13 protein-coding genes, 1 tRNA gene and 2 pseudogenes are annotated in these 24024 nt (G+C 40.8%); 11 read left to right on the forward strand and 5 right to left on the reverse strand.

Annotation, left to right across the window (positions count from 1 at the left end; genetic code table 11):
- Positions 1-138 precede the first annotated feature (138 nt).
- Complete coding sequence (locus ACESMA_RS18630; protein ID WP_372950379.1) at positions 139-690, forward strand: DJ-1 family glyoxalase III; 552 nt, start codon at positions 139-141, stop codon at positions 688-690.
- A 215-nt stretch (positions 691-905) separates the two neighbouring features.
- Here the strand turns inward: ACESMA_RS18630 and purL are convergent, their stop codons facing one another.
- The gene (gene purL / locus ACESMA_RS18635; RefSeq protein WP_372950380.1) at positions 906-4595 is read right to left on the reverse strand and encodes a phosphoribosylformylglycinamidine synthase; all 3690 of its coding nucleotides are present in this window, start codon (positions 4593-4595) and stop codon (positions 906-908) included.
- Between the two features lie 184 nt (positions 4596-4779).
- On the opposite strand from purL, the gene ACESMA_RS18640 reads away from it, so the two are divergent.
- Together ACESMA_RS18640 and ACESMA_RS18645 are read left to right on the forward strand one after the other, a co-directional pair.
- Positions 4780-5106 carry a hypothetical protein gene (locus ACESMA_RS18640; protein ID WP_372950381.1) on the forward strand — a complete coding sequence of 109 codons (327 nt, stop codon included), beginning with the start codon at positions 4780-4782 and terminating at the stop codon, positions 5104-5106.
- 84 nt (positions 5107-5190) lie between these two features.
- Positions 5191-5276: transfer RNA gene (locus ACESMA_RS18645), tRNA-Leu, on the forward strand.
- Between the two features lie 529 nt (positions 5277-5805).
- Here ACESMA_RS18645 and ACESMA_RS18650 read toward each other — a convergent pair.
- The 3 genes from ACESMA_RS18650 to ACESMA_RS18660 form a co-directional block, all read right to left on the reverse strand.
- Positions 5806-7218, reverse strand: coding sequence for an amidohydrolase family protein (locus ACESMA_RS18650; protein ID WP_372950382.1), 1413 nt, complete (start codon positions 7216-7218; stop codon positions 5806-5808).
- A gap of 23 nt (positions 7219-7241) precedes the next feature.
- A complete protein-coding gene (locus ACESMA_RS18655; RefSeq protein WP_372950383.1) occupies positions 7242-12755 on the reverse strand; it encodes a CHAT domain-containing protein in 5514 nt (1837 codons plus the stop codon).
- A gap of 305 nt (positions 12756-13060) precedes the next feature.
- Positions 13061-15274 (reverse strand): bifunctional alpha,alpha-trehalose-phosphate synthase (UDP-forming)/trehalose-phosphatase, encoded by a 2214-nt coding sequence (locus tag ACESMA_RS18660; RefSeq protein ID WP_372950384.1) that lies wholly within the window; start codon positions 15272-15274, stop codon positions 13061-13063.
- An 82-nt stretch (positions 15275-15356) separates the two neighbouring features.
- Here ACESMA_RS18660 and ACESMA_RS18665 point away from each other — a divergent pair, with 82 nt between their 5' ends.
- The 6 genes from ACESMA_RS18665 (at position 15357) to ACESMA_RS18690 (ending at position 21000) form a co-directional block, all read left to right on the forward strand.
- A complete protein-coding gene (locus tag ACESMA_RS18665) occupies positions 15357-17150 on the forward strand; it encodes a glycoside hydrolase family 15 protein (protein WP_372950385.1) in 1794 nt (597 codons plus the stop codon).
- A gap of 60 nt (positions 17151-17210) precedes the next feature.
- Entirely contained in the window at positions 17211-17813 is a 603-nt protein-coding gene (locus ACESMA_RS18670; protein ID WP_372950386.1) for a DUF6992 family protein, read from the forward strand.
- A gap of 76 nt (positions 17814-17889) precedes the next feature.
- Positions 17890-18588: an SDR family NAD(P)-dependent oxidoreductase gene (locus ACESMA_RS18675; protein WP_372950387.1), complete on the forward strand. Its 699-nt coding sequence runs from the start codon at positions 17890-17892 to the stop codon at positions 18586-18588.
- Positions 18589-18591: 3 nt separating this feature from the next.
- On the forward strand, positions 18592-19086 hold the full coding sequence (locus ACESMA_RS18680; RefSeq protein WP_372950388.1) for a hypothetical protein: 495 nt from the start codon (positions 18592-18594) through the stop codon (positions 19084-19086).
- Positions 19087-19099: 13 nt separating this feature from the next.
- Positions 19100-20521 carry an SDR family oxidoreductase gene (locus ACESMA_RS18685; protein ID WP_372950389.1) on the forward strand — a complete coding sequence of 474 codons (1422 nt, stop codon included), beginning with the start codon at positions 19100-19102 and terminating at the stop codon, positions 20519-20521.
- Between the two features lie 5 nt (positions 20522-20526).
- On the forward strand, positions 20527-21000 hold the full coding sequence (locus ACESMA_RS18690) for an SRPBCC family protein (protein ID WP_372950390.1): 474 nt from the start codon (positions 20527-20529) through the stop codon (positions 20998-21000).
- A gap of 2 nt (positions 21001-21002) precedes the next feature.
- Here ACESMA_RS18690 and ACESMA_RS18695 read toward each other — a convergent pair whose 3' ends face one another.
- Positions 21003-21413, reverse strand: coding sequence for a DMT family protein (locus tag ACESMA_RS18695; protein WP_372950391.1), 411 nt, complete (start codon positions 21411-21413; stop codon positions 21003-21005).
- A 151-nt stretch (positions 21414-21564) separates the two neighbouring features.
- On the opposite strand from ACESMA_RS18695, the pseudogene ACESMA_RS18700 reads away from it, so the two are divergent.
- A pseudogene (locus tag ACESMA_RS18700) lies at positions 21565-22788 on the forward strand (malic enzyme-like NAD(P)-binding protein); the annotation flags it as partial.
- A 75-nt stretch (positions 22789-22863) separates the two neighbouring features.
- Positions 22864-23841: pseudogene (locus ACESMA_RS18705) on the forward strand (phosphate acyltransferase); the annotation flags it as partial.
- Between the last annotated feature and the right edge of the window lie 183 nt (positions 23842-24024).

Genomic DNA, 24024 nt, shown 5'->3' on the forward strand with positions numbered 1-24024 from the left:
CCGGATTTTCTTCACCCGTAAAAAGCTTGAAAAATCACTGCACGAATACGCGATTAATTGAAATACTGATAAAATCTCATCTGAAAAGATCTTCGGTTTACGGGGATCTTTTTTTATTTTTACAGAAAAGAAAAGATTATGGAAAAATTAATAGCAGTTCATTTAGCCGAAGGATTTGAAGAAATTGAAGCTGTTAGTATTATCGACGTTTTGCGACGTGCAAATATTGAAACCTTGGTTGTGTCGGTAACCGGCAAAAAAGTGGTAACCGGTTCGCACAACATACCGATTACTGCCGATGTTCTTTTTGAAGAAGTGGATTACAACAAAGTTGATATGATTGTTTTGCCCGGAGGTTTGCCCGGCGCCAACAACCTGAATGACCATGCCGGACTGGGCAAACAGATTCTTGATTTTCATAAAAACGGAAAACCACTTGGCGCCATTTGTGCAGCTCCTTTGGTTTTTGGGAATCTCGGAATCCTGAAAAACCAAAAGGCCACCTGTTTTCCAGGATTTGAAAACCAACTTATCGGGGCAGAAGTCACAGGAGCAGAAGTGGAAACTTCAGGAAAAATCGTAACCGGAAAAGGTGCCGGCGTTGCCATTAAATTTGCCCTGAAAATTGTGGAAAATTTTAAAGGCAAAACATTTGCTGAGGAATTGGGTAGAAAAATGATTGCAACGTAAACTGGACAAGCCAGAAATGACAATATACAAAAAACAAATCTCAAAAAAATTCCAATTACCAAATCATTAAATTCCAATTGGTCACATCTTGTTTGTAATTTTTTAGATTCGAATTTGGAGTTTGTTTGTTTTTTGAATATTGATATTTGGATATTCTGCCAAAAAATTTACGAATACTATTATTAAGCACCTAAAATGTAACCGGTTGCAAATTGCTAAAGGCTGTGTTGAACTATCCAATCCCTTGCATTCACAAATGCCTGAATCCATGGCGCAAGTTCATCTTTTTTCCGCGCGGAAGGATAATGTGCCCATTGCCAGGGAGCAAAAGCTCTTTCCAGGTGAGGCATCATGGCTAAATGACGGCCATCATCGGAACATATTGCAGCGGCGGCAAAATGCGACCCATTGGGATTGGCCGGATATTCATCGTGGCTGTATTTTAAAGGAATATGATATTCCAGTTCGTTGAACGGCAGATAAAATTTCCCTTCGCCATGCGCCACCCAGATTCCCAGTTTCATCCCGGCCATGTTGTTCAGCATCACCGACTGATTTTCCAAAATATCCACATTCAAAAAAGCCGATTCAAATTTACCCGACTCATTGTGTAACATTTTGGGTTGAATGCTGTGCTCCGGGAAAACCAGGTTCAGTTCAACCATCAACTGGCAGCCGTTGCAAACACCCAAACTCAATGTATCGGTTCGATGGTAAAATTTTTCAAGCGCAATTCGGGCTTTTTCGTTGTATTTAAAGGCACCTGCCCAGCCTTTGGCCGAACCCAGCACATCGGAGTTGGAGAAACCGCCCACAAAAACAATCATGTTCAAATCTTCCAGTGTTTCACGGCCCGAAATCAGGTCGGTCATGTGCACATCTTTCACGTCCATTCCGGCCAAATACATGGCATAAGCCATTTCGCGGTCGCCGTTTACGCCTTTTTCACGAATAATGGCTGCTTTAATTCCCGAAGGAGTACGCCGGTTCAGGTCTATTCCGTAATCGGAAGCTTTTCCTGTAAACTCTCCGAAATCAAACTTCAGTTCATGTTTTTTATAATTTTTGAATCGTTCCAGCGCCAACTCTTTTCCGCTCTGTTTTCGGTCAAGCAAATACGAAGTTTTAAACCACAAATCGCGCAGTGAATCAATATCGAAATCGGTTTCGGTTTCAAAATTTTTCACACGCACTTTCCGGTAAGGAACCGGGAATCCAAGCGAAACAAAACCAACTTCACTTTCGGTGAGTTGCTTTTTCACCTCATCGTTATCGGCACACTGAATCACAATTCCCGGGTTTTCGCTGAATAGTACTTTAACCAAATCCTCTTCGCCGATTCCTGTCAAATCCACATTCATTCCGCCTTTGTTGCTGCTGAAACACAATTCGAGCAATGTGGTAACCAAACCGCCGGAACCAATGTCGTGCCCGGCCAAAATCAGTTCCTGCTCAACCAGTTTTTGAACGGTGTTGAATGCTGTCACAAACTTTTCAGCATTGGAAACCGTCGGTGCTTTTTTTCCAATTCTGTTTACCGATTGCGCAAAAGCACTTCCGCCCAAAGCCTTTTCGGAAAATGAAAAATCGACAAAAAGAATTTCTTTCGATTCATCGTTTACCAAAACCGGTTCCACCACTTTCCGCACGTCCGAAACTTCGCCGGAGGCAGAAATAATAACCGTTCCGGGAGCGTAAACCACATCGTCTTTGTACTTCTGGGTCATCGACATGGAGTCTTTTCCGGTTGGAATATTGATTCCGATTGCACAGGCAAAATCACTGGCGGCTTCCACGGCATGATAAATCCGTGCATTTTCACCCGGATTCTTTGCCGGCCACATCCAGTTGGCACTCAGCGAAACGCTGCGAATATGGTCGGTCATTGGCGCCCAAACCATGTTGGTCAGCGCTTCGGCAATGGACAACAATGAACCGGCAGTTGGGTCAATCATTCCGGCCACCGGAGCATGTCCGATGGAAGTGGCCACCCCTGCCCTGCCCTGATAATCGATAGTAATTACGCCAACATTATTCAACGGCAGATGCAGTTTTCCAGCGCCTTGCTGTTTGGCAATTCGCCCGGTAACAGAGCGGTCAACCTTATTGGTGAGCCAGTCTTTACATGCAACGGATTCCAGTTGTATAACGCGTTCAACCAGTGTATCTATTTCTTCCTGATTGTACTCCAAATCGGCAAAATCCGGTATTTCTGAGGTATCCTCCAAAACCGTTTTGGGCGGATTTCCAAACATGTAACCCAGTTGCCAGTCGATGGGTTTTTCGCCGGTTGCCGAGTTTTCAAAAGTAAACTGCATGTCGCCGGTGGTTTCACCAATTTCGTAAATGGGAGCCCTTTCGCGTTCGGAAATGCGTTTCAGCAACTCCACATTTTCCGGTTTCATCACCAGTCCCATACGTTCCTGCGATTCGTTCCCGATAATTTCCTTCTGTGAAAGTGTGGGATCGCCAACCGGTAATTTGGCTGTGTCGATTTTTCCGCCGGTGGTTTCCACCAGTTCCGACAGGCAATTCAGGTGACCGCCCGCACCGTGGTCGTGAATGGAAATAATGGGATTTTCGTCCGATTCGGCCAGTGCGCGGATGGCGTTGTACACCCGCTTTTGCATTTCCGGATTCGCCCGCTGCACGGCGTTCAGTTCAATGGCATTCTCAAATTCCCCGGTTGCCACTGAGGAAACAGCACCGCCGCCCATTCCAATGCGGTAATTGTCACCACCCAGCAAAACCACTTTATCGCCTTTGTCCGGGTCGTCTTTCAGACTGTATTTTTTATTGGCAAAACCAATTCCCCCGGCCAGCATAATCACTTTGTCGTAACCGTATTTTTTATAATTCTCGAAATGTTCAAATGTAAGTACCGAACCGGCAATCAGCGGCTGCCCGAATTTGTTTCCAAAATCACTGGCCCCGTTGGAAGCTTTAATCAGAATCTCTTCGGGAGTTTGGTACAACCACTCCCGTTCTTCGGTGGTTTGTTCCCAGGGTCGCTCGGCTTCGGTACGCGGGTAGGAAGTCATGTAAATGGCAGTACCGGCAATGGGGAAACTGCCCTTTCCGCCGCCAATCCGGTCACGGATTTCGCCGCCTGTGCCAGTTGAAGCACCGTTAAATGGCTCAACGGTTGTGGGGAAATTGTGGGTTTCAGCTTTCAGTGAAAGAACCGTTTCAATATCTTTTACTTCGAAAAAATCGGGTTTATCCTGTGTTTTAGGTGCAAACTGTTCAGCAACCGGTCCCTGCACAAATGAGCAGTTATCTTTATACGCCGAAACGATTTTGTTTGGATTTACTTTCGATGTTTTTTTAATCATCTGAAAAAGCGACGATTCCATTTCTTTTCCATCAATTACAAATGTGCCGTTAAAAATTTTGTGGCGGCAATGTTCCGAATTTACCTGCGCAAAACCATAAACCTCGCTATCGGTGAGTGGCCGCCCCATAGCTGTTGCCACAGAATTCAGGTATTTAATTTCATCATCGCTTAGTGCAAGACCTTCCTGCTGATTAAATGCTGCAATGTCATCAATATTCAGAATAGGATCGGGTTGTTTTTCTATAACAAAGATGTGCTGGTTCAACCCGTTGTATTTCCGCTGCAGCATGTGGTCGTAATCGGCGTTTTCATTTTCCACCTGAAAGAATTCCTCGATGCGCACAATGCCATTTATGCCCATATTCTGGGTAATTTCCACGGCATTGGTGCTCCACGGAGTAAGCATTTCACGGCGCGGACCGACGAACCAGCCGTCAAACTTTTCCTGTTTAATGAATTGGGCATCCGAAAATAACCACACTAACTTTTCGATGTCGCTTTGACTTAACGGAAGAATTGAATCAACCGCAATAACTGTACGGTTTTGAGTTCTGAAAAATTGAATCATGTTGCAGCTTAATTTTGATAATGAACATGTTGTATAACACGGTGCAAAGATAGAAAATAATCAGAGGCCATTATATGCTGTTTATTCAGAATAGCCATTGAGTTTTCAACAACATAAAAGTTAAAAACTGTTGTCATTACCCCTTTTTCAAAATTTTCAAGTTACTTTGGCAAAAATGTGTAAAATGTTTAAAATAATATTCATATTTCTGGTTTTCATCGGATTAGTTTCCTGCGGGACACAGCAACAACTGAAAAAATCCTTCACAGGAAAACCATCATCCGTTCTCGAACCGAGGTTCGGCCAGCCGGTGACCATTATTGAAACAGCAGGTGATTCGGTGTATATCTTTGAAAATACAGAGGAACTTGGAAGCACTGAAATCAATCAGGGCAGGTTAGCACTCGACCCGATGGTATCGCCTAAAGTGAATAAAACTGAACGATTTTATTTTACTGTTAAAAATGGGCTGATTATAAAAACACGGTTCGAAGAAGAATATGAACGTTAATTGCCAAACTATTTTTTGCAATGCTGTTCGGTTTTAAAGAAATTTTATAGTTTTGCATCGCGATTTTTGAAATACTAATTATATGCCCAGATGGTGGAATTGGTAGACACGCCAGGTTGAGGGCCTGGTGGCCGTTTTTGGCTGTGCAAGTTCGAGTCTTGTTCTGGGCACATTTTAAAATGCAACGAGTTATTATTTAGCTTGTTGCATTTTTTGTTTGGGGAAAATATAAATAGCGTAATTCTGTTACATCAATTCATGAGACAGTCACCGGTCACTCCACAGCTTGAATTAGATCAAAATTGTATAATTTAAAAAACCAAACTATAAACTTAAGGCTGAATAATTTCAATCAAAAGACTTTTTGTTGTAACTTTCTGTGTTGCAAATAGTGGTTATGCAGGTAGTTGAGTTCAATATTATAGGCTCATTATTAAAATTATGAACTATGGAAAAAAAGAATTAGTGAAATGGATAGACACTATTTGTTGCGCAAATTCTTCACCGTTTCGAAAACTTTGATGGTTTTTTTGTTTGGCCATTTTGGCATTCATCCAGGTTTAAATTTTAACGGATTAAAACTATAAAAGTATTTGATTTAAAACAAGTAAAAAATTAGTATCAAGACAATCAGACATAAGTATTAAGACCAGATGAGGGTGGCCGGCAGGAAGATTGTCCTATTGTTTGCCAAAAGTTTCAAATCACATGTTTTAAAAACTCCTTCGGGTTTTTGCGGGCAATGACATCAAAGTCAGCGCCAAATTTTTCTTTAAACTGACGCACGTTCTCTTCAAAATTATCTTCGAATAAAAGCAAAAGCGTGTAATCCGAACCGTAAAGAATTCGCGGTTTAATTTCGGGGTAAACCGGGCTGGCCAGCAGTTTATCTATAATATCAAAATCGGTGAAACACGACACATCGGTATAAACTTTGTATCGGTTGTCTTTCATCAGGTCAATTATTTTGTTGGTCCACAGGTTTTTGTTGTCCGGATTTTCAAGCGCCAGTTTGAGTTGACTTCCTCCGCCAAAATGGGCCAGATTAAGCAACAGGTTTGGATATTTTTCTGCTACTTTTTCCCATAAAAGCGGATGATTTAATGTAAGCGCCCGCTCGTAAATCGCGTTTTTGTGGTGTATGGCGGTTGAAAATTTCAGCATTTCATCGTTTAGCTGGTGTAACTTTCCATTCACCTGAATTAAGCCTGTAACTTTTACTTCTTTGGCAAGTGTTGCAAAACCGCCGTCGGAATTGTGTGTGGTTACAGGAATTCCGTTGTCTTCGCAAAAGGAATAAATTCCGCCCCGTTCGCCCTCAGGCCCAAAAAGTACCGGATCGGTTGGGGAATAACCGGTTGGACAATAGAGTTTTATTCCCACAAAAAGTTTTCCCTTCCCTACATTGTTCATCGCATATTCTGTAATGTTTTTTCTTCGCGGATCGATGGCCAAAAACGGAAAAACCATATCCTTATATTCAGGATGTTTTTTCAAATCTTCAATTTGCCTGATTTGCTCATTCCAGCCATCGAATTCTGTTCTGCGCTTAAACAATCCCCTGGTATCTGATTCGGGTTCCCGTTCTTCCTCCGGCTCCTGAAAATCCCTGGATTCCTCCATAAAGCGGTTTTTTTCGGCCAGGTACTCCTTCCAAAGGTTGTCATCTGATTCTTCGGCACCGGGATTAAAATCTCGCGACAGGCTGCGAACTTCCTGCTCAATATCCTCAAACATAGTTTTCATTTCATCCTCGAAAGCCTCTTTGGCTATGCTGCGCGGCGTTTCATCCATATCGCGTTCGGCAGAGGGCGCAAAACAATACGTGAGGTCGAAGGTAAGCGGCGTAAGAATAAATTCACCCTGGTAGGTTTTATTGAGTTCTTCGTAAACCGCCGTTGAATTTTTCCGTCTGAAAACCCTGATGGCTTTAATAAACCGCCTCAGTGAGGTGATTACATTTTTCAATCCGCGATCGGGACCACGGTCCAATCCCCGTTCTTTATGAATATTCAACAATTTTTTTAACTCCTTAATCATGCGGTACAGCAGTTCTTTCGCCAAAAAATTTTTGTTGAACAGGTGGTTGTGTACATCGTAATATTTTTCCATCTCTGTAATTTTTAAATTGAATTTTATAACAGGTTCGCCAGGTCGTTTTTTAATTGTTCAAGATATGCAGCCAGCGCCTTTGTTTTTTTATCTTTTCCGGCCGATAAAGCATCAATCAGTAATTCCAGGTGTTCAATTTCCGCAAAGCGTTTTCCCTTTGATCCGGCTTTTTTCCATAAATGGCTGATATCCTTAAATATATTTTCAACTTCCTTCTTATCGTCGTTTTCGGTAAATTGCACAATATATTTGCATAACCCAATGTTAATTCCGGCCAGCATATCCCAGTAGCTCATCCGTTCGTTATTATTACAAAGCGAGGCTCCCGTGGTTTCCAGCATTCCGGTTGCTTCTTTTAATGAAGGGATTTTGTAACTCGTTTTATCCTTCGCATTTTCAACGGCGCCCCAGGTATGAATGCCCGACATGACCAATGAACTTTCGAGCGACAACCAATTGGTAAGTGAATACCAGTTGCCAAAGTTTGCATTTCCTTTATGATAATAATAAGCCGCATTTTTGTAGTTTTCCTGTTTATTGGTTTTCGAAAGAAATGCAGCCCGTTTGTATGTACTTCCCAAAATATTAAACCGTTGCGAGGTTGGACTCAGTTTAATCAGATCAGTTAAATCGCTGATAACCTCTTTAATTTCTTTTAATGAGTCCTCCCTTTCCTTTTCTATTTCCTGGCGGATTTTATTCATTTCATCTTCCAGTTTTATCAGCTCCCCGCTTTTTTTCGCAACAGTTTTTCCTCCTGTTTTTTTCTTTTGCGTATTTTTCAGGTTTTTAATTTTGGTTTCAATACTGTTTAATTCTTCATTTTTCTTACCAAGGAATTCTTTAAAATATCTGACTATCTTTTTCGCCCTTGCATTGTTATATTTCTCGGCAACTGAGTATGAGAATGATGCCTCCTCATTATTAAGTAACGATCCGAATTTTTCGCAGGCATTGTCGTAATCCCTTATTTCGAACAAAACAAGCGCCTCTAATTCTGTAATTTTTGGTGTTCTGATTTTTGCCTGGTCAATCTTTTTTGAAATGACATCCAGAATTTTCAGGTATTCATCGGTTGACTTTTCCCCGATTTCCAGTTCATTCAGCAAATTGGCCAAATCTACCTCAGCTTCCTGGGAAATGAGGTATTCACTTGCATCCATTTTATGCGCTGTTTTTTTATGTTCGAATCTGAAAAAAGGATCGCCATAACATTGGTATGCTCCCCATGTATTTGAATATCTAAATTTTTCGAAAACAACTTTGCGTGCTTCTTTCACTGAATGGCCAAACGTGTAGCCATTAAACATCAGGTTATAAAATACCCGGGCAAATTCAAGCGCTGCGCTGTCGTTAACAGCCCAGCCCGCAGCTATCACACATTTTACACCATTTTCAATAAGCTGGGTGCCTATGTTTGCAGCTAAACTGTACCTTTTCCGGTAATATTCTTCTGCCGTGTCATCAACTTTTCCAATATGGCAGCAATTCACAAAAACCAGTTCAGGCACCGTACTCATTTGCCTGATTTCGCGGGTTGACAAATACATATTTTCACCAATTACCATTCCCGAGCCTTTGGACACATCTTTATGAAAAACCCCGTGCCCCGATAAATGAATAATCCGGTAATCGTTACAAAACATTTTTTCAATAATTTCAGAACTGGTGCCGTTAAAACTGGAAGTTGTGGTCAGACCCTGCTCTGTTAAAATTTCCGAAACAAGTTGACCTTCTTTCAGGGCACCGGGCAATTGCGAGGCAAAACCTTTTAAGTCAGGATCGGCTATAACAAGGGCATTATTTGCCGGCGCTGCTTTAATTACCTGCCTGTAATTTTCTGTAGCCAACTGCCTTATCATACCCGATGCAATACAAAGTGGTTTGGCATCTGCAATCTCGTCCTGAAGCATTTCCCATGGAAATTGTGCCGTGTAATAATCCAAAATCCAGTTGATGTTCCCATGTCTTTTCAGTTGTTCTTTAAATTCATTGGGAATTAATAACTCAAACATCGATTTTGCCTTTTGGGCAGACCACAAGTTACTGGTTGACATTTCGTGAATTGTGCCTTCAATAATAGCAGGAGTTGTAGGAAGTTTACTTTCTTTCTCGTAAGCCCGGCCGGTAGATGCGCTAAATTTCAAACACTTAATTGTTTTTTCCTCGTCGTCATAATCTTCGGTTACCGTTATTCTGTTCCACCAACCTGACGATATTTCATTCGGTATTCGTTTTTTCGATCCCAGCAGGGTTTGTATTTTCTTTTCCTCAATTATTATTTTAAACGAACGTGATTCCTGTTTATCAATCCTGGTAAGTGAATAGAGTGCACTTACTGCATTATCTTCATACAACTCAACAAACTCTAAGTGATGAATAAGCCGTGTGTTTTCAAATTCGAGTTTGGCAACTTTTTTATTTGCATTGTAAACACCCTGAATAATAGCTTTTATTGAATTTTCGATGGATAAACCTCCGTAACCGCTGCCCACAATGAGTGAAGAAATACCAAATGGTTTGTTATCAGATTCTGTTTGATTTAACTTTTCAAAATGGTCATTGATATTCAGCAGAAAATTGGAAGCCCCCTGCTCCACCGATTTCGTTAATGCGTGTGCCGTTAAGTCCTCCGGTTTTCCAAGTCCTATTATAATGGCTCCGTTAAAACCCGAATGGCGTGATATGAATACATCGCTACTGCCTGTTGTTCCCGGATAAATTCCGAGCCGGTGGTGATAGTTGAGCGTTCCGCCAAGGTACTTATCTATAGCTTTTTCTGCATATAAAATCCCATCTCCTTCGAAGTGCCCCGCCAGAACAGGAAATCTTGAATAATAAAGGTCGCCATGACTAATTGAAACTCCAATGGGAGGTTGTTCAATTTCGGGTTCAGTTTCACCGCCAATTCCCAAAACCGAAAAGTCAATTCCGGCTTCCGAAAGATCGAAATCCCGGAAATCAGGTGCTTTAAACAATTTTTCTTCGCCCCTTACCAGAGGTTGTTTATCGCTGAAAAAACGGGTTGTGCCAATGGAAAGAATCTCTTTAATGCCTCTGAACATGAACGGATTACAGGCCAGTTCGCCATGAGTGACATTGACATAATAAACAGCATTTTTCCTGTTCTTCATTATATCAGGAATTCCACTTTCCCATGTAACACTCTGATCTCCCTCAGCCGTGCTTAAAAAAACAAGTTCGTCGCCGGTGTTCCTTTTATCAATAATAAACCCACACGGTGTGGCTCTGTCTTTTCCGGCCACATAAACTGCATTTTTAAAGTCTTCCTCAACCAGAGCATCTTTCATTTTATCCCGGTAACTTTTAAACCAATCCAAATTTCTATTATCCGGAATCGGCCAGTTTTCATTATCGGCTCCGTTTCTCATTTCTTCCCAGGTTTCCTGATTTGAAAAATCATGTTCTCCGGTAAAAGGAAGCAATCCCAAAAGACCTTGAAATTGGGAAAAAACCTGAATGAGTTCCGTTTTTGTATGAACCAAATCGATTAAACTCAATTTGTCGATTAACCTGTCCATTCCAAACAATACAGCAGGAATGCGAAAAGAGCCTCCAAGCGGAGCTCCTAAAAATACAAGTCTGAATCCTTCTGAATTATTAAGTTTTTGCCAGGTATCTTTATAAAGGACCATAAAATCACGTATCAGCACACCACCCATGGAATGGCCAATCATTTTTACAGGTTGATTGAGACTAAGCAGTTCTTTTACCTTATCGTTTAGTAGTTTGGCAGAATGTTCCAATGACATGCGCCAGTCGAACGGAAAGGTTACAACGTCGTATTCCTCTTTGAGCTCTTCCACTAACTTTTTGTAGGCAGTGGATACCAACGAAGCTGGGGTTAAATTATTTTCGGGTTTTAAATCCGCCAATCCACCCAATATAATTTTAGCATATTTAATCCACAGAAGTTTTTCTTCCTGTTTCAGATTTGAGCCCATAATGCCGGGCAGCAGCAAAACAATGGGCTTGGTGCCCGAAACTTTTTCAACCATCACTTCTCCGCCATCAGGTCTGAATTTAATATTTCGGTCGGCAGCTACCGAAACCGAGAGAGGCTGTTCTGTAAAACCAGGAAGACTTGTGCCCCAGTCTGACTTTAATGCCAGCAAAATGGCCTGATTTGTTTCCCTGTTTTCAAAATATTTAAAATGATTCAGGTTTGAATCCTCATAAAAAAACTGCAAAACCTTCCCGGTTCTTCGGGTTCCCAACGCCATTGTATTTGTATCTACAACAAGGTCGTTTTTCCGCAGAAAAAAGAGTTTACTTGCAATTATCCACAATGCGCTTATTTTTAATGCAGGTTTTGAATTTCCGGCAATAACCACCAATGAATTATCAATCATTATTTTGCCATCAGGATTATCAATATCTGTTGGACAATTAAGTGCTTTAATGAACGGGGAATCTGGACGCTGAACTTCAAGGCCAGGAAGAATTTCAGGCTCGTTTTTCGATCCGATTACTGCAGCGATTAAACTTCTGAAAGCATTATAAAGCGGGCTGGCGGCTATTCCAACAGCCAGGCCCAAAAGATTCAGGGTGATATTCAGCACAAAATCCAGTCGTTTGGAAGCAAGTGTTGTTCCGCCGGCCGGGCAGGCAATACGTACAAACTTTTCTATTACAATATTTTTACGGGACAAAATCTGATTAATGTCCTCAATTAACTTTTCCAGTTCCTGAAAGTATTTACCAGAATATTCCCTTTTCAGAATGGCCAATTCGGTGTTATTAAAACCACCTTTGGCACCCTGACTGTTGCAAAAGCGCGATAAAACTTCGCCCACCAAACCGCCGCGCGAAGTTGTTACAAGGTGCAGGTTGCAGTTGTCCGGTAAGGCATCAAGCAGGTTTTTCACGTTTTGTAAAGGGTTTTCAGTGAGTGTTCTGTGCTGAAATGCAATTATCCGATCATCATACGTTTCGCGGATATAACGCATAAAGTCGCTGTTGTCTGCATTTCCAAAAGAACCTGCTACAGATGAAGCTGTTCCATGTATCAGCAATAAAAATGGTTTTACTCCCACAGCGGGAATATCAGCCGAAAGTTGAAAATCAGAATTTACTCTAAACAAACCTATTTTTTCTCCCAACTGCTTGTTTTCCAAATTTAAAGCAAGCCTCTTAACTTCCCTGGCTGTTGCCTTTTTAGAAAATACTTTAATGGCCTTGAGTAAGATTTTCCCAACAACAGATCGGTCTGCACTGTCGGTGCTGATTTCAAGCGGGATTTCAATTTCGTTATTTGCCGAGCGCTTGGCTGTGGTCATCAACTCGGGAAATATATCCTCAATTCTATCCAGGTTCGAAATCCAACTCGTTCCGTCTTCAAATTCAAATTCTAAAACCTGGTCTTTTTTCGATTCTATTCTCTGTGGTTTTTCTTTCCCTCTTGAAATTTGTTCAATTTCGTAATAATTCTCCAGCGTCAGGCTATCATCAGAATATTGACTTTTATCTATATTCTTTCTTTCGTTTCCATTAAAAGATATTGCACTTATTTTCATCTCATTATTACTATTAATTTTTAAAGGCATTTATCTCATTCTATCAATTATTTTAATGGTATTCGATAGAATTCGCAAGCTCATTTCGATGGAACTCCCATGAAAATTACAATATTTCCTGGTTTGTACATGAAATTAATTCATGGTTGTTTCATAACTGTATTTTTAAATATCTACAAGTTACGAAATTCTGAAATATGATTTGAGATGTAGGAATATTGAGATTAGAGTATTGAGATATTAAAATGAAAAAGCCGCTGAAGATAACTCCGGCGGCTTTCTGTATTACAAATCCTAAAATCTGATTATTTATCGCATGCCAGTTTTTGCAGTAAATCCCTTACTTCTTCATAGTTTTCAACTTTGTAGCCGGCAATTGTTTTAGCCATGCCAACTTTAATGCTAATGGCTCCACTGGGTAAATCTGAAAATAAAAACTCGTCGGTCCAATCGTCTCCAACAGCTACAATCTTGTCAGCAGGTTTTGCATGGAGTACTTTTAGTGCAGCCCGTCCTTTGTTAATGCCGCGGTTTTTTATCTCAATTACTTTATTTCCTTCCATAATTTCGAGGTTAAGATTTGCAACAAGACTGGTCATTTCATCTTTAAGCTCAATGGCACGGTTGTGTCCAAGCTCGGGATCCGATTTGCGATAGTGCCAAACCAGGCTGTAGTTTTTTTCTTCGATGAAAGAACCTGGCGTGCGGTCAACATAAAACTCCAAAGCAGAACGAATACTTTCTTTCCATGAATCGTCCAGTGGTTCAATCATTTCCCAATCTTTGCCGGCTGACCGGTACCAAACCCCGTGTTCAACAATTAATGTATAAGGTTTGTCGCCAAACCACTCTTCAAATGTATCCCTGTCTCGGCCACTAATGAGCACCACCCTGTTTTTCGGATTTTTTGCCAAGGCATCAAGCAAATCATATAATTCTTTATCGGGCCTGGCATGTTTCGGATTATCTTCAAAGCCGGTAAGTGTGCCGTCGTAGTCCAGGAAGAAAATACGGTTATCAGATCCGCAAACTTCTTTTACTATTTTGTTTTTCGAGGATGTCGTCAGTTTTTTAGCCAGGTAATTTTGTTCGTTCTGTCGTACCTCATCCAAAGAGTTTAAAAAATCAGTTGCCCATTTTTCAATATCATAACGTTTTAATCGTTTTTGAAGTATGGTATTTCTTTCAATTTGCTCATCAAGAGGCATTTCAATGGCCTTTTTAATGGCAGCAGCAATTTGTGCCTTATCATTCGGATTAATAATGAGGGCTTCGCTCATTTCCTTGGAAGCGCCTGCCATTTCGCTCAAAATCAGCACTCCCCTACCATCGGTTTTGGAAGCAATAAATTCTTTTGCCACCAGGTTCATCCCATCGCGGACAGGAGTAATCAGTGCAATTTCGCAGTAATTATACAAATCAACCAGATTCTCGAAAGGCATGGAACGGTAAAAATACCAAATTGGCGTACGGTTAATGGTAGAATACTCTCCGTTAATTCGGCCCACAATTTCATCCACTTCGCTTTTCATTTGCTGGTATTGGTCAACCCCAATGCGCGACGGGACTGCCAGTAACACCAAAGTCACTTTATCGCGGTATTCCGGATATTCCTGCAAAAAATATTCGAAGGCCTGCAACCTGTTAATCAGCCCTTTGGTATAATCGAGCCTGTCAATAGAAAGAATAAATTTTGTTTCGGGATAAAGCAGATAATATCGCTCCAGTTCCTTTCTTACTTCCGATTTGTCGCGTACCGAACGTTTTTGCGATTCCAAAGCAGAATCATGAAATTTATTGTAGTCAATTCCCATGGGAAAGTTATCTACTTTAACAATCCGCTTGGGCATATTAATTTCGTTAATATTGATATCGTAGCCCAACAACCGGCGCACAGAACTCATAAAATGGCGTTCGTAATCGAAGGTGTGAAAGCCAAGTAAATCGGCACCCAGCATTCCTTCTATTATTTCATTCCGCCAGGGAAGAATTCTGAATAATTCATAAGACGGAAACGGAATGTGCAAAAAGAAACCGATAGTTACATCCGGAAATTTTTCCTTAATCATTTGCGGAAGAAGCAACAAATGGTAATCGTGTATCCAGATTTTGTCCACTCCGTCCATATTTTCTGCAATAACATCAGCAAATTTTTGGTTTACCCTTTTATATGCCTGCCATTGTTCCTCTTCGTATTTAACAAATTGGGTAAAATAGTGAAATAATGGCCAGATGGTTTTATTGCTGAAACCTTCGTAATATAGTTCAACTTCCTCTTCGGTAAGGTTTACATCAACACATTCTTCTTTTTGCAGGGCTTTATTTACTTTTTCTTCCAGGCTGCCTGAGAGTTTATTTTTGTCAACACCAGACCAGCCAATCCATAAACTATCGAATGATTGGCTCACCGACATCATGCCGGTAGCAAGCCCTCCTACACTTGGTGTCACTTCAACGTTTTCGCCTGAAATATTTATTTGAACCGGCAATCGGTTTGAAATAATTAAAAATCGACTCATAGTTTTTCTATATTTGTTCGTCATTAAATACTTGTTAATACACGTATTTTTCAAAGTTAAACAAAAAGAAGCAAAAATAATAATGACAAATTTGGATTACGGAATTATAGGAAATGGCAAAAGCGCCGCACTAATTTCAAAATCAGGGGCACTGGAATGGCTTTGTCTTCCTGTTTTTGATTCGGCATCGGTTTTTGCAAAAATTCTTGATAGTGAAAAAGGTGGCAGTTTTGAATTTGTAACAGATGACGATTACAAATATACCCAACGATATTTACCAAAAACCAACATCTTGTCAACCATCTATTCGAATGGTACTGACAGTTTTGAAGTGTTGGATTTTATGCCCCGCTATCATTATCACAATGGCCGGGAACAAATTTATTCACCACCCGACGTTATCCGGTACATAAAACTGAAATCAGGAAAACCAAAATTCAGAATTGATTATAATCCGCGGCTCGAATATGCTGAGCGAAAAACCATTACTGAGGTCAGGAAAGAATATGTAAAAAGTTTTACACGTTCCGGTACCTACGATTCGCTTTACCTTTATACCAATATTAATATGGATAAGGTAATTAACGGGCAGGAGGTAGAACTTGAGCACGATGCCTACTTTCTAATAAGCTACAATCAAAAATTACTGAAACAATCCATTGAAAGAGCTTATCTCAAATTGCAGCGAACTAAAGTTTACTGGCTAAACTGGTCGGAAGAAACCCACAGGTTCAGCGAATACAACAACGAAATTTTGCGCAGTGCACTGGTGCTTAAACTTTTAAGTTTCGACAAAACAGGAGCAGTGCTTGCCGCTGCAACCACCTCACTTCCAGAAACAATAGGTGAAATACGCAACTGGGATTACCGGTTTTGCTGGCTTAGAGATGCTTCGATGGTAATTAAAATTATGACCAAAATAGGGCACTGGAAAAGCGCCGAACGGTTTATGAATTTTATTATTGATGTGGTATCTGATAAGGATGAGAAAATGCAGATAATGTATGGCATCAATAAAGAAAAAAATCTGCGGGAACGAATACTCACCCATCTTTCGGGTTACGAAAACAGCGCCCCGGTTCGAATTGGAAATGCCGCCTATAAACAAAAGCAACACGATATTTACGGCATTCTGATGGATGTAATTTACCAGCAATTCAGCTTGTTTGAAGTTTCATTGCAAAATAGCGAAGAGTTATGGACCATTACCCGCAGCATTGTGCGCATAGTTCGTAAAAACTGGCGTAAACCCGACCGGGGAATCTGGGAAATTAGAACCGACCAGCGGCATTTTGTATTTTCAAAACTGCTTTGCTGGGTAGCTATCGATCGTGCTATTAAAGTAGCAGAACTAATTAAAAATCAACACTATGTTGAACAATGGGGAAAGCTCCGGGACACCATCTCCAAAGACATAATGAAAAAAGGATGGAATGAAGAAGTGCAGTCTTTTACACAGGCTTACGGATCAAAAGACCTGGACGCTTCAACTCTTTTAATGGAAGCTTATGGATTTATTGATGCAACAGATTACCGTTACATCAGCACCGTTAAAGCAACCCAAAAAGAGCTCAGCAGAAACGGACTGATGTATCGCTACAGAAACCGCGATGATTTTGGTTTGCCAACCTCATCATTTACCATTTGCACTTTCTGGCTCATTCAGGCCCTGAACAAAATTGGCGAACGCAATCAGGCACGCGAACTTTTCGACCAATTACTCACATACAGCAACCATGTTGGACTTTTCAGCGAAGATATTGATTTTGAGTCCAAACGGCTTTTGGGTAATTTTCCGCAAGCTTATTCCCATTTGGCTTTAATTGAAACCGCCATGCTGTTTTCGAAAGACATTGAACTGAAAAGCAAATTTTAATTTTCTGAGCCTGAACATACTGGATTTTTAACTGTTTTGGCTGTACTAATTTGCAGCAAAATGAAAAGGTGGATTTTGAGTGGTATTTTCTCAATTTTAATTTTCTCGGCAGCACACGGCCAGGGCGATTACAAAACTTTTTACGAAAGAAGTTTAAAAACCAACAACACCGGCATGTATATTCTCGGTTCGTGGGCAGTTGCCAACATGGTTGCCGGTGGTTGGGGATGGTCGCAAACAACCGGGCAAACCAAATACTTTCACCAGATGAATTTTTTCTGGAATACGGTGAACCTTTCCATTGCCGGAATTGCGCTTTACAGCAACCTGAACGCCAGTTTCAGCGATTTTTCCACAATGGAAATAATGGAAAAACACACCAAAACAGAAAATCTATACCTCATAAACGCCGGCCTCGATGTTTTATATATCGGAACAGGATTCCTGCTGAAACACTTGGCTACCAAAAAACCCAACCGGCACGATTTGCTGAAAGGTTACGGAAATTCAGTAATTCTGCAGGGAAGTTTTCTTTTTATTTTCGATTTGGTTCTATGGAAAATTCAGTACGACCATCGTTTAAATTTCATACAAAACCTGAGTTTTAATTATTTACCCGAAATGTCGGGATTTCAATTGGCACTGACCATTCCGGTAAACTGAACAATAGTTTGTCTGCAAAACCTTTTTGTTTTAGTTTTGTTTAGTTTTCAAAAGAATAATTTTAAACAAAAATAGTATGGCTAACATTTTTATCGTTGGAGGTTCATCAGGGATTGGAAAAAAACTTGCGGAAAATCTTAGTGCTGCAGGCAACAATATTTTTGCTACTTATTTTAAAAATGAACTACAAAATTTCAATTCGCAGATTGAATATCATCCGCTGGATGTAATGCAAAATGAATTTAATTTTGAATACCTGCCGGAAATAATAGACGGATTGGTTTATTGTCCCGGAAGTATTCAGCTTAAACCATTTCATCGCACAAAATCTGCTGACTTCATAGAAGATTTTGAATTGCAGGTTGTTGGTGCTGTAAAAACAATTCAGACCGTTTTGCCCCGGTTAAAAAAGTCGTCGCGGGCATCTGTTTTGCTATTTTCAACGGTAGCCGTGCAAACGGGTTTTAATTTTCATTCGATTGTGGCTGCATCCAAAGGAGCTGTTGAAGGTCTTGTACGTTCGCTGGCAGCTGAGTTTGCACCAACAGTCCGGGTAAATGGCATAGCACCCTCGCTGACAAATACGCCACTTGCCGAACGCCTGCTCAATACCCCCGAAAAAATGGAGGCTAATGCACAAAGACATCCAATGAAGCGCATTGGCAAGGATGATGATATTGCACAAGCTGCTGAATTTCTTTTATCTGAAAAATCTTCATGGATTACCGGACAAATTTTGCACATTGACGGAGGAATATCAAAATTAAAGGTTTAATAAATGAATTTAAGAGGACAAACATTTGAAAAAGTGGACATAAAAATTACCCGTTGGATGATTGCCAACGGACTAAATCTTTTACGTTTGAGTATTGGAATTATCTTTTTCTGGTTCGGATTTTTGAAATATTTTGAAGGATTGAGCCCGGCCGAGGGCATTGCCACAAAAACCATCGACACCATGACCTTTGGAATTTTTTCTGAAAAAGTTATTTTGTATGGATTGGCAACCTGGGAAGTGCTGATTGGTATCGGTTTAATTTTCAGGATTTTCTTACGCGAAACTCTGCTGTTACTTTATTTACAAATGATTGGCACTTTTATGCCGGTATTTCTTTTTCCTGATGAAGTTTTTGCAGTATTTCCATATTCATTAACCATTGAAGGGCAATACATTATTAAAAATCTTGTGGTAATGAGTGCGGGAATTGTTTTGGGAGCAACCGTCAGGGGCTGGAGACTGGAACCGGAAGAAGAAAGCCGGGCGCAAGGTTGAAATTAAAAATCAAATGAAAAAAATTCTGCTAACCGGAGCAACCGGATATATCGGGAAAAGAATTCTTCCTGTTTTGCTGGAAAAAGGATTCGAAGTGGTATGTTGTGTTCGCGACCGGCAGCGATTCGATGTTTCAGCGTATAAAACAGAAAACCTGAAAGTTATAGAAGTTGATTTTCTGAATAACAAAACTCTGGCTGGAATCCCGGACGACATTGATGCAGCATTTTTCCTCATTCATTCCATGTCGGCTTCAACCGGCAATTTTGAAAAACTGGAAGCTACTGCAGCAGAGAATTTTAAAAACCGAATAGAGCAAACCAAAGCCAAACAGGTGATTTACCTGAGCGGAATTATAAACGAAGAAAAACTTTCGAAACACCTTAAATCCAGAAAAAGGGTGGAAGAAATTCTGAATTCGGGGAATTATAAGCTCACCACCCTGCGAGCCGGAATCATTGTCGGCTCGGGCAGCGCATCTTTTGAAATCATTCGCGATTTGGTGGAAAAATTACCGGTAATGATTGCCCCGAAATGGCTGAAAACCAAAACACAGCCCATTGCCATTCGCAACGTCATCGAATTTCTCACCGGCGTTCTTTTAAATGAACAAACTTACAATCAGAGTTTTGACATTGGCGGCCCGGAAGTTTTGAACTACAAGGAAATGCTGCTTCAGTTTGCCAAAGTTCGGAAACTGGAGCGGACCATCATTTCGGTTCCGGTAATGACGCCCAAACTCTCATCCTACTGGCTCTATTTTGTTACGTCAACCTCCTACAAACTGGCTGTCAATTTGGTTAACAGCATGAAAGTGGAGGTAATTGCCCGCAAAAATGATTTACACAAAATTCTGGGAATAAATCTGTTAACATACGAAGAAGCGGTGCGTTTGGCATTCGACCAGATTGCCCAGCAGGAAGTTATTTCAAGCTGGACCGATGCACTCTCCACAGGAAATCTGGCAAAAGGAATTTCACAATTGATAGAAGTTCCTGTTTACGGTTGTTTTCAGGACAAGCGAAAAATAATGGTACACGACGAATATAAAACGTTAAGCAGAATCTGGTCGATTGGTGGAGAAAGCGGCTGGTACTATGCCAACGCGCTTTGGAGGTTGCGTGGTTTTGCCGACAAGCTTGTGGGCGGAGTTGGTTTACGCAGAGGCAGGAAAAATCAGAAAGAAATTTCCACGGGCGAATCGCTCGACTTTTGGCGGGTAATTTATGCCAACCGGACTGAAAAACGGTTGTTGCTCTATGCTGAAATGAGACTTCCTGGCGAAGCCTGGCTTGAGTTTAAAATTGAAAATGGCGCCTTACATCAAACAGCCACATTTCGCCCGCTGGGACTTTTGGGAAGAATTTACTGGTATTCCGTTATGCCGTTTCATGGAATTATTTTTAACGGGATGATTAAAAAATTAGCACAATAAAAGTTATGGGATTCTATCAATTGAATAAAACGCAAAAAATTCCGGCTACAGTTGAAAAAGTCTGGGATTTTATTTCGTCGCCGGCCAATCTGAAAAAAATTACACCGGTTTATATGGGTTTTGACATCATCAGCAAAAACCTCTCTGAAAAAATGTATCCGGGAATGATTATCAGTTACAAAGTGAGTCCGGTTTTAGGAATAAAAACCACCTGGGTTACCGAAATTACCCACGTAAAAGAGCAGGAATATTTTGTAGATGAACAGCGCGTTGGTCCTTACTCCATGTGGCACCACGAACATCAAATTGAAGCTGTTCAGGGCGGTGTGCTTATGACCGACATTGTTTCGTACAAACCACCTTTTGGCTTTTTGGGTTCCATCGCCAATGAGCTCATTATTAAAGGAAAACTGAAGGAAATTTTCGATTTCCGCACCAAAAAAGTTGAAGAAATATTTGGAAAATGGGAAGAAAAATAAGGCTACTTCTTAAAAATGAAATAGACTGCCAGAATTAAAAATAAAAATCCGATGAGGTGATTCAGACGGAAAGTTTCATTCTTAAAAAACAACAAAGTAAAACCCATAAAAACTACCAGGGTTGTTACTTCCTGAATTACTTTCAGTTCCACCAGCGAAAAAGGTCCGCCATTTTCTCTGAAACCAATACGGTTGGCCGGAACCTGAAAAAAGTACTCGAACAAGGCAATTCCCCAGCTAATTAAAACCACCGCCACCAGTGGCAGCGCCTCAAACCACTTAATCTCCTTAAACTTCAAATGGCCATACCAGGCAAATGTCATAAACGTATTCGACAGCACCAGTAAAAGTATAGTATAGAGCGATTTCATAGTTCCTTCCGATAAATCTGAATTGTGAAAAAAATCGTGCAATATTAATGGATTTATGCATTCATTTTACAAATAATCAGTTTTCTTTTTTACATCTGGAAAAATTATATTTTTTTTAATTTTTCCATCCAAAACGCAAAGATTCCTGTGCCATTTTTTTTATCTTTATCCAAAACCAGTAAAATCAATTGTTATGACAAGAATCAGCCGATTAGACGCATTAAATTACCACGAAAAAGGTCGTCCGGGAAAAATAGAAGTAGTTCCAACAAAACCGCACAATACACAATACGACTTGTCGCTCGCTTACACGCCCGGAGTGGCACAACCCTGCCTTGAGATTGAAAAAGACCTGGACAATGTTTATAAATACACGGCCAAAGGAAACCTGGTAGCCGTTATTTCAAACGGAACGGCGGTGTTAGGTTTGGGCGATATTGGCCCCGAAGCAGGCAAACCAGTTATGGAAGGCAAAGGATTGCTTTTCAAAATTTTTGCCGATGTGGATGTTTTTGACATTGAAGTAAATGAAAAAGACCCAAAAAAATTCATAGAAGTGGTAAAAGCCATTTCACCCACATTTGGAGGAATCAATCTCGAAGACATAAAAGCACCAGAATGTTTTGAAATTGAAGAAACCCTGAAAAGGGAACTTCCCATTCCGGTTTTTCACGACGACCAGCACGGTACAGCCATTATTTCGGCAGCAGGATTGTTGAATGCACTGGAACTAAACGGTAAAAACATAGAAGATATAAAAGTGGTGGTTAGCGGGGCCGGAGCCGGAGCCATTTCCTGCACCAAACTTTATATTAGTCTGGGTGTAAAACCTGAAAACGTAATTATGTGCGACAGCAAAAGCGTCTTAAATGAAGCGCGTACCGATTTGAATAAATACAAACTGGAATTTGTGACCAAACGGAAACTGAACACCCTGGAAGAAGCCATGGTGGGTGCGGATGTTTTCCTCGGACTTTCAGTTGGCGGCTTGGTTACAAAAAAAATGATAAAATCGATGGCCAAAGATCCCATTGTTTTCGCCATGGCCAACCCAAATCCTGAAATTTCTTACGAAGATGCTACTGCTGCCCGCGAGGACATTATTATGGCTACGGGGCGCAGCGATTATCCCAACCAGATTAACAATGTGCTTGGTTTTCCGTTTATTTTCCGCGGTGCACTCGATGTAAGAGCAACCCACATCAACGAAGAGATGAAAATTGCAGCAGCCAAAGCCCTGGCAAGTCTGGCAAAAGAATACGTGCCCGAAATGGTTGCACGGGCCTACGACAAACAAAATATTGTGTTTGGCCGGGAATATATTATCCCAAAACCCCTCGATCCACGGCTGATTACCACCATTTCAACCGCCGTTGCAAAAGCTGCAATGGATACCGGTGTAGCCCGCAAACCCATAAAAAACTGGACAGCATACAAACAGGAGCTCACCAGCCGGATGGGTGACAGCAACAAGCTGGTGATGAGCATTCGCACAAAAGCCCGCCAAAACCCGAAACGTGTTGTTTTTGCAGAAGGCAACGATTTTAAAGTGTTAAAAGCAGTTCAATTTGTTGTGCGCGAAAAAATTGCCCATCCGATTCTATTGGGAAACGAAGAAAAAATAAAGTCCCTGATTAAAGAAAATCAGCTTGAACTGGACCATATTTCCATAATTGATACGTACAATTCGGTACCTGATGAAAAAAGGCATAAACTGGCTAAAATTCTGTATGAAAAAAGAAAACGAAAAGGAATGACCTACGATGAAGCAGTTGAAAAAACATACAACCGCGATTATTTTGGAGCGTTGATGGTGGAAACCGGCGAGGCCGATGCCTTTATTTCTGGTTTTTCAAGAAAATATGCTGACACCATTCGCCCGGCATTGCAGGTAATTGGTGTAAAAGAAGAATTTAACCACATTGCCGGAATGTATATCATGATTACCAAACGCGGTCCCATTTTCCTGGCAGATGCAACTGTTAACATGAATCCTTCGTCCCAAACCCTTGTGGATACAACAATTTTAACAGCAAATGAAATAAAACGCTTCAACATAGAACCACGGATTGCCATGCTCTCTTACTCCAACTTTGGGGCATTTAAAGGTTTGGGAAGCCCTGTGATGGTGAAAGAAGCGGTTAACATGCTGCACCAAAAATACCCCGATTTAATGGTTGACGGCGAAATGCAGGCCAATTATGCCTTAAACGGAAAACTACGCTACAAACGCTACCCGTTTAACAAACTGGGAGATCACGATGCAAACACGCTGATATTCCCCAACCTGAGTTCGGGAAATATTACCTACAAAGTTTTGCAGTCATTAGGAGCAGCAGAAGCCATCGGACCAATTCTGATGGGAATGAAAAAACCCATCCACATTTTACAACGCGACAGTTCTGTGCGTGAAATTATTAATATGGTGGCCATTGCTGTTGTTGATGCGCAATCGGTACCGGAAGAATGAATTGAAAGAACCACATAAATACATAATTCACATAGACCAGGATTTACAATGATTCTATGTGTCCTATGTGCCTATGTGGTTTTAAATTATGGGTGGCGATCCGGTATTACGCAGATTTACAATAATTTGATCAAAAATTGCTCCTGCTTGTTAATATATAAACAACTAAAAATTAACAGTTAT

This window comes from Mariniphaga sp., from assembly GCF_041687215.1.
Classification (GTDB): Bacteria; Bacteroidota; Bacteroidia; order Bacteroidales; family Prolixibacteraceae; genus Mariniphaga.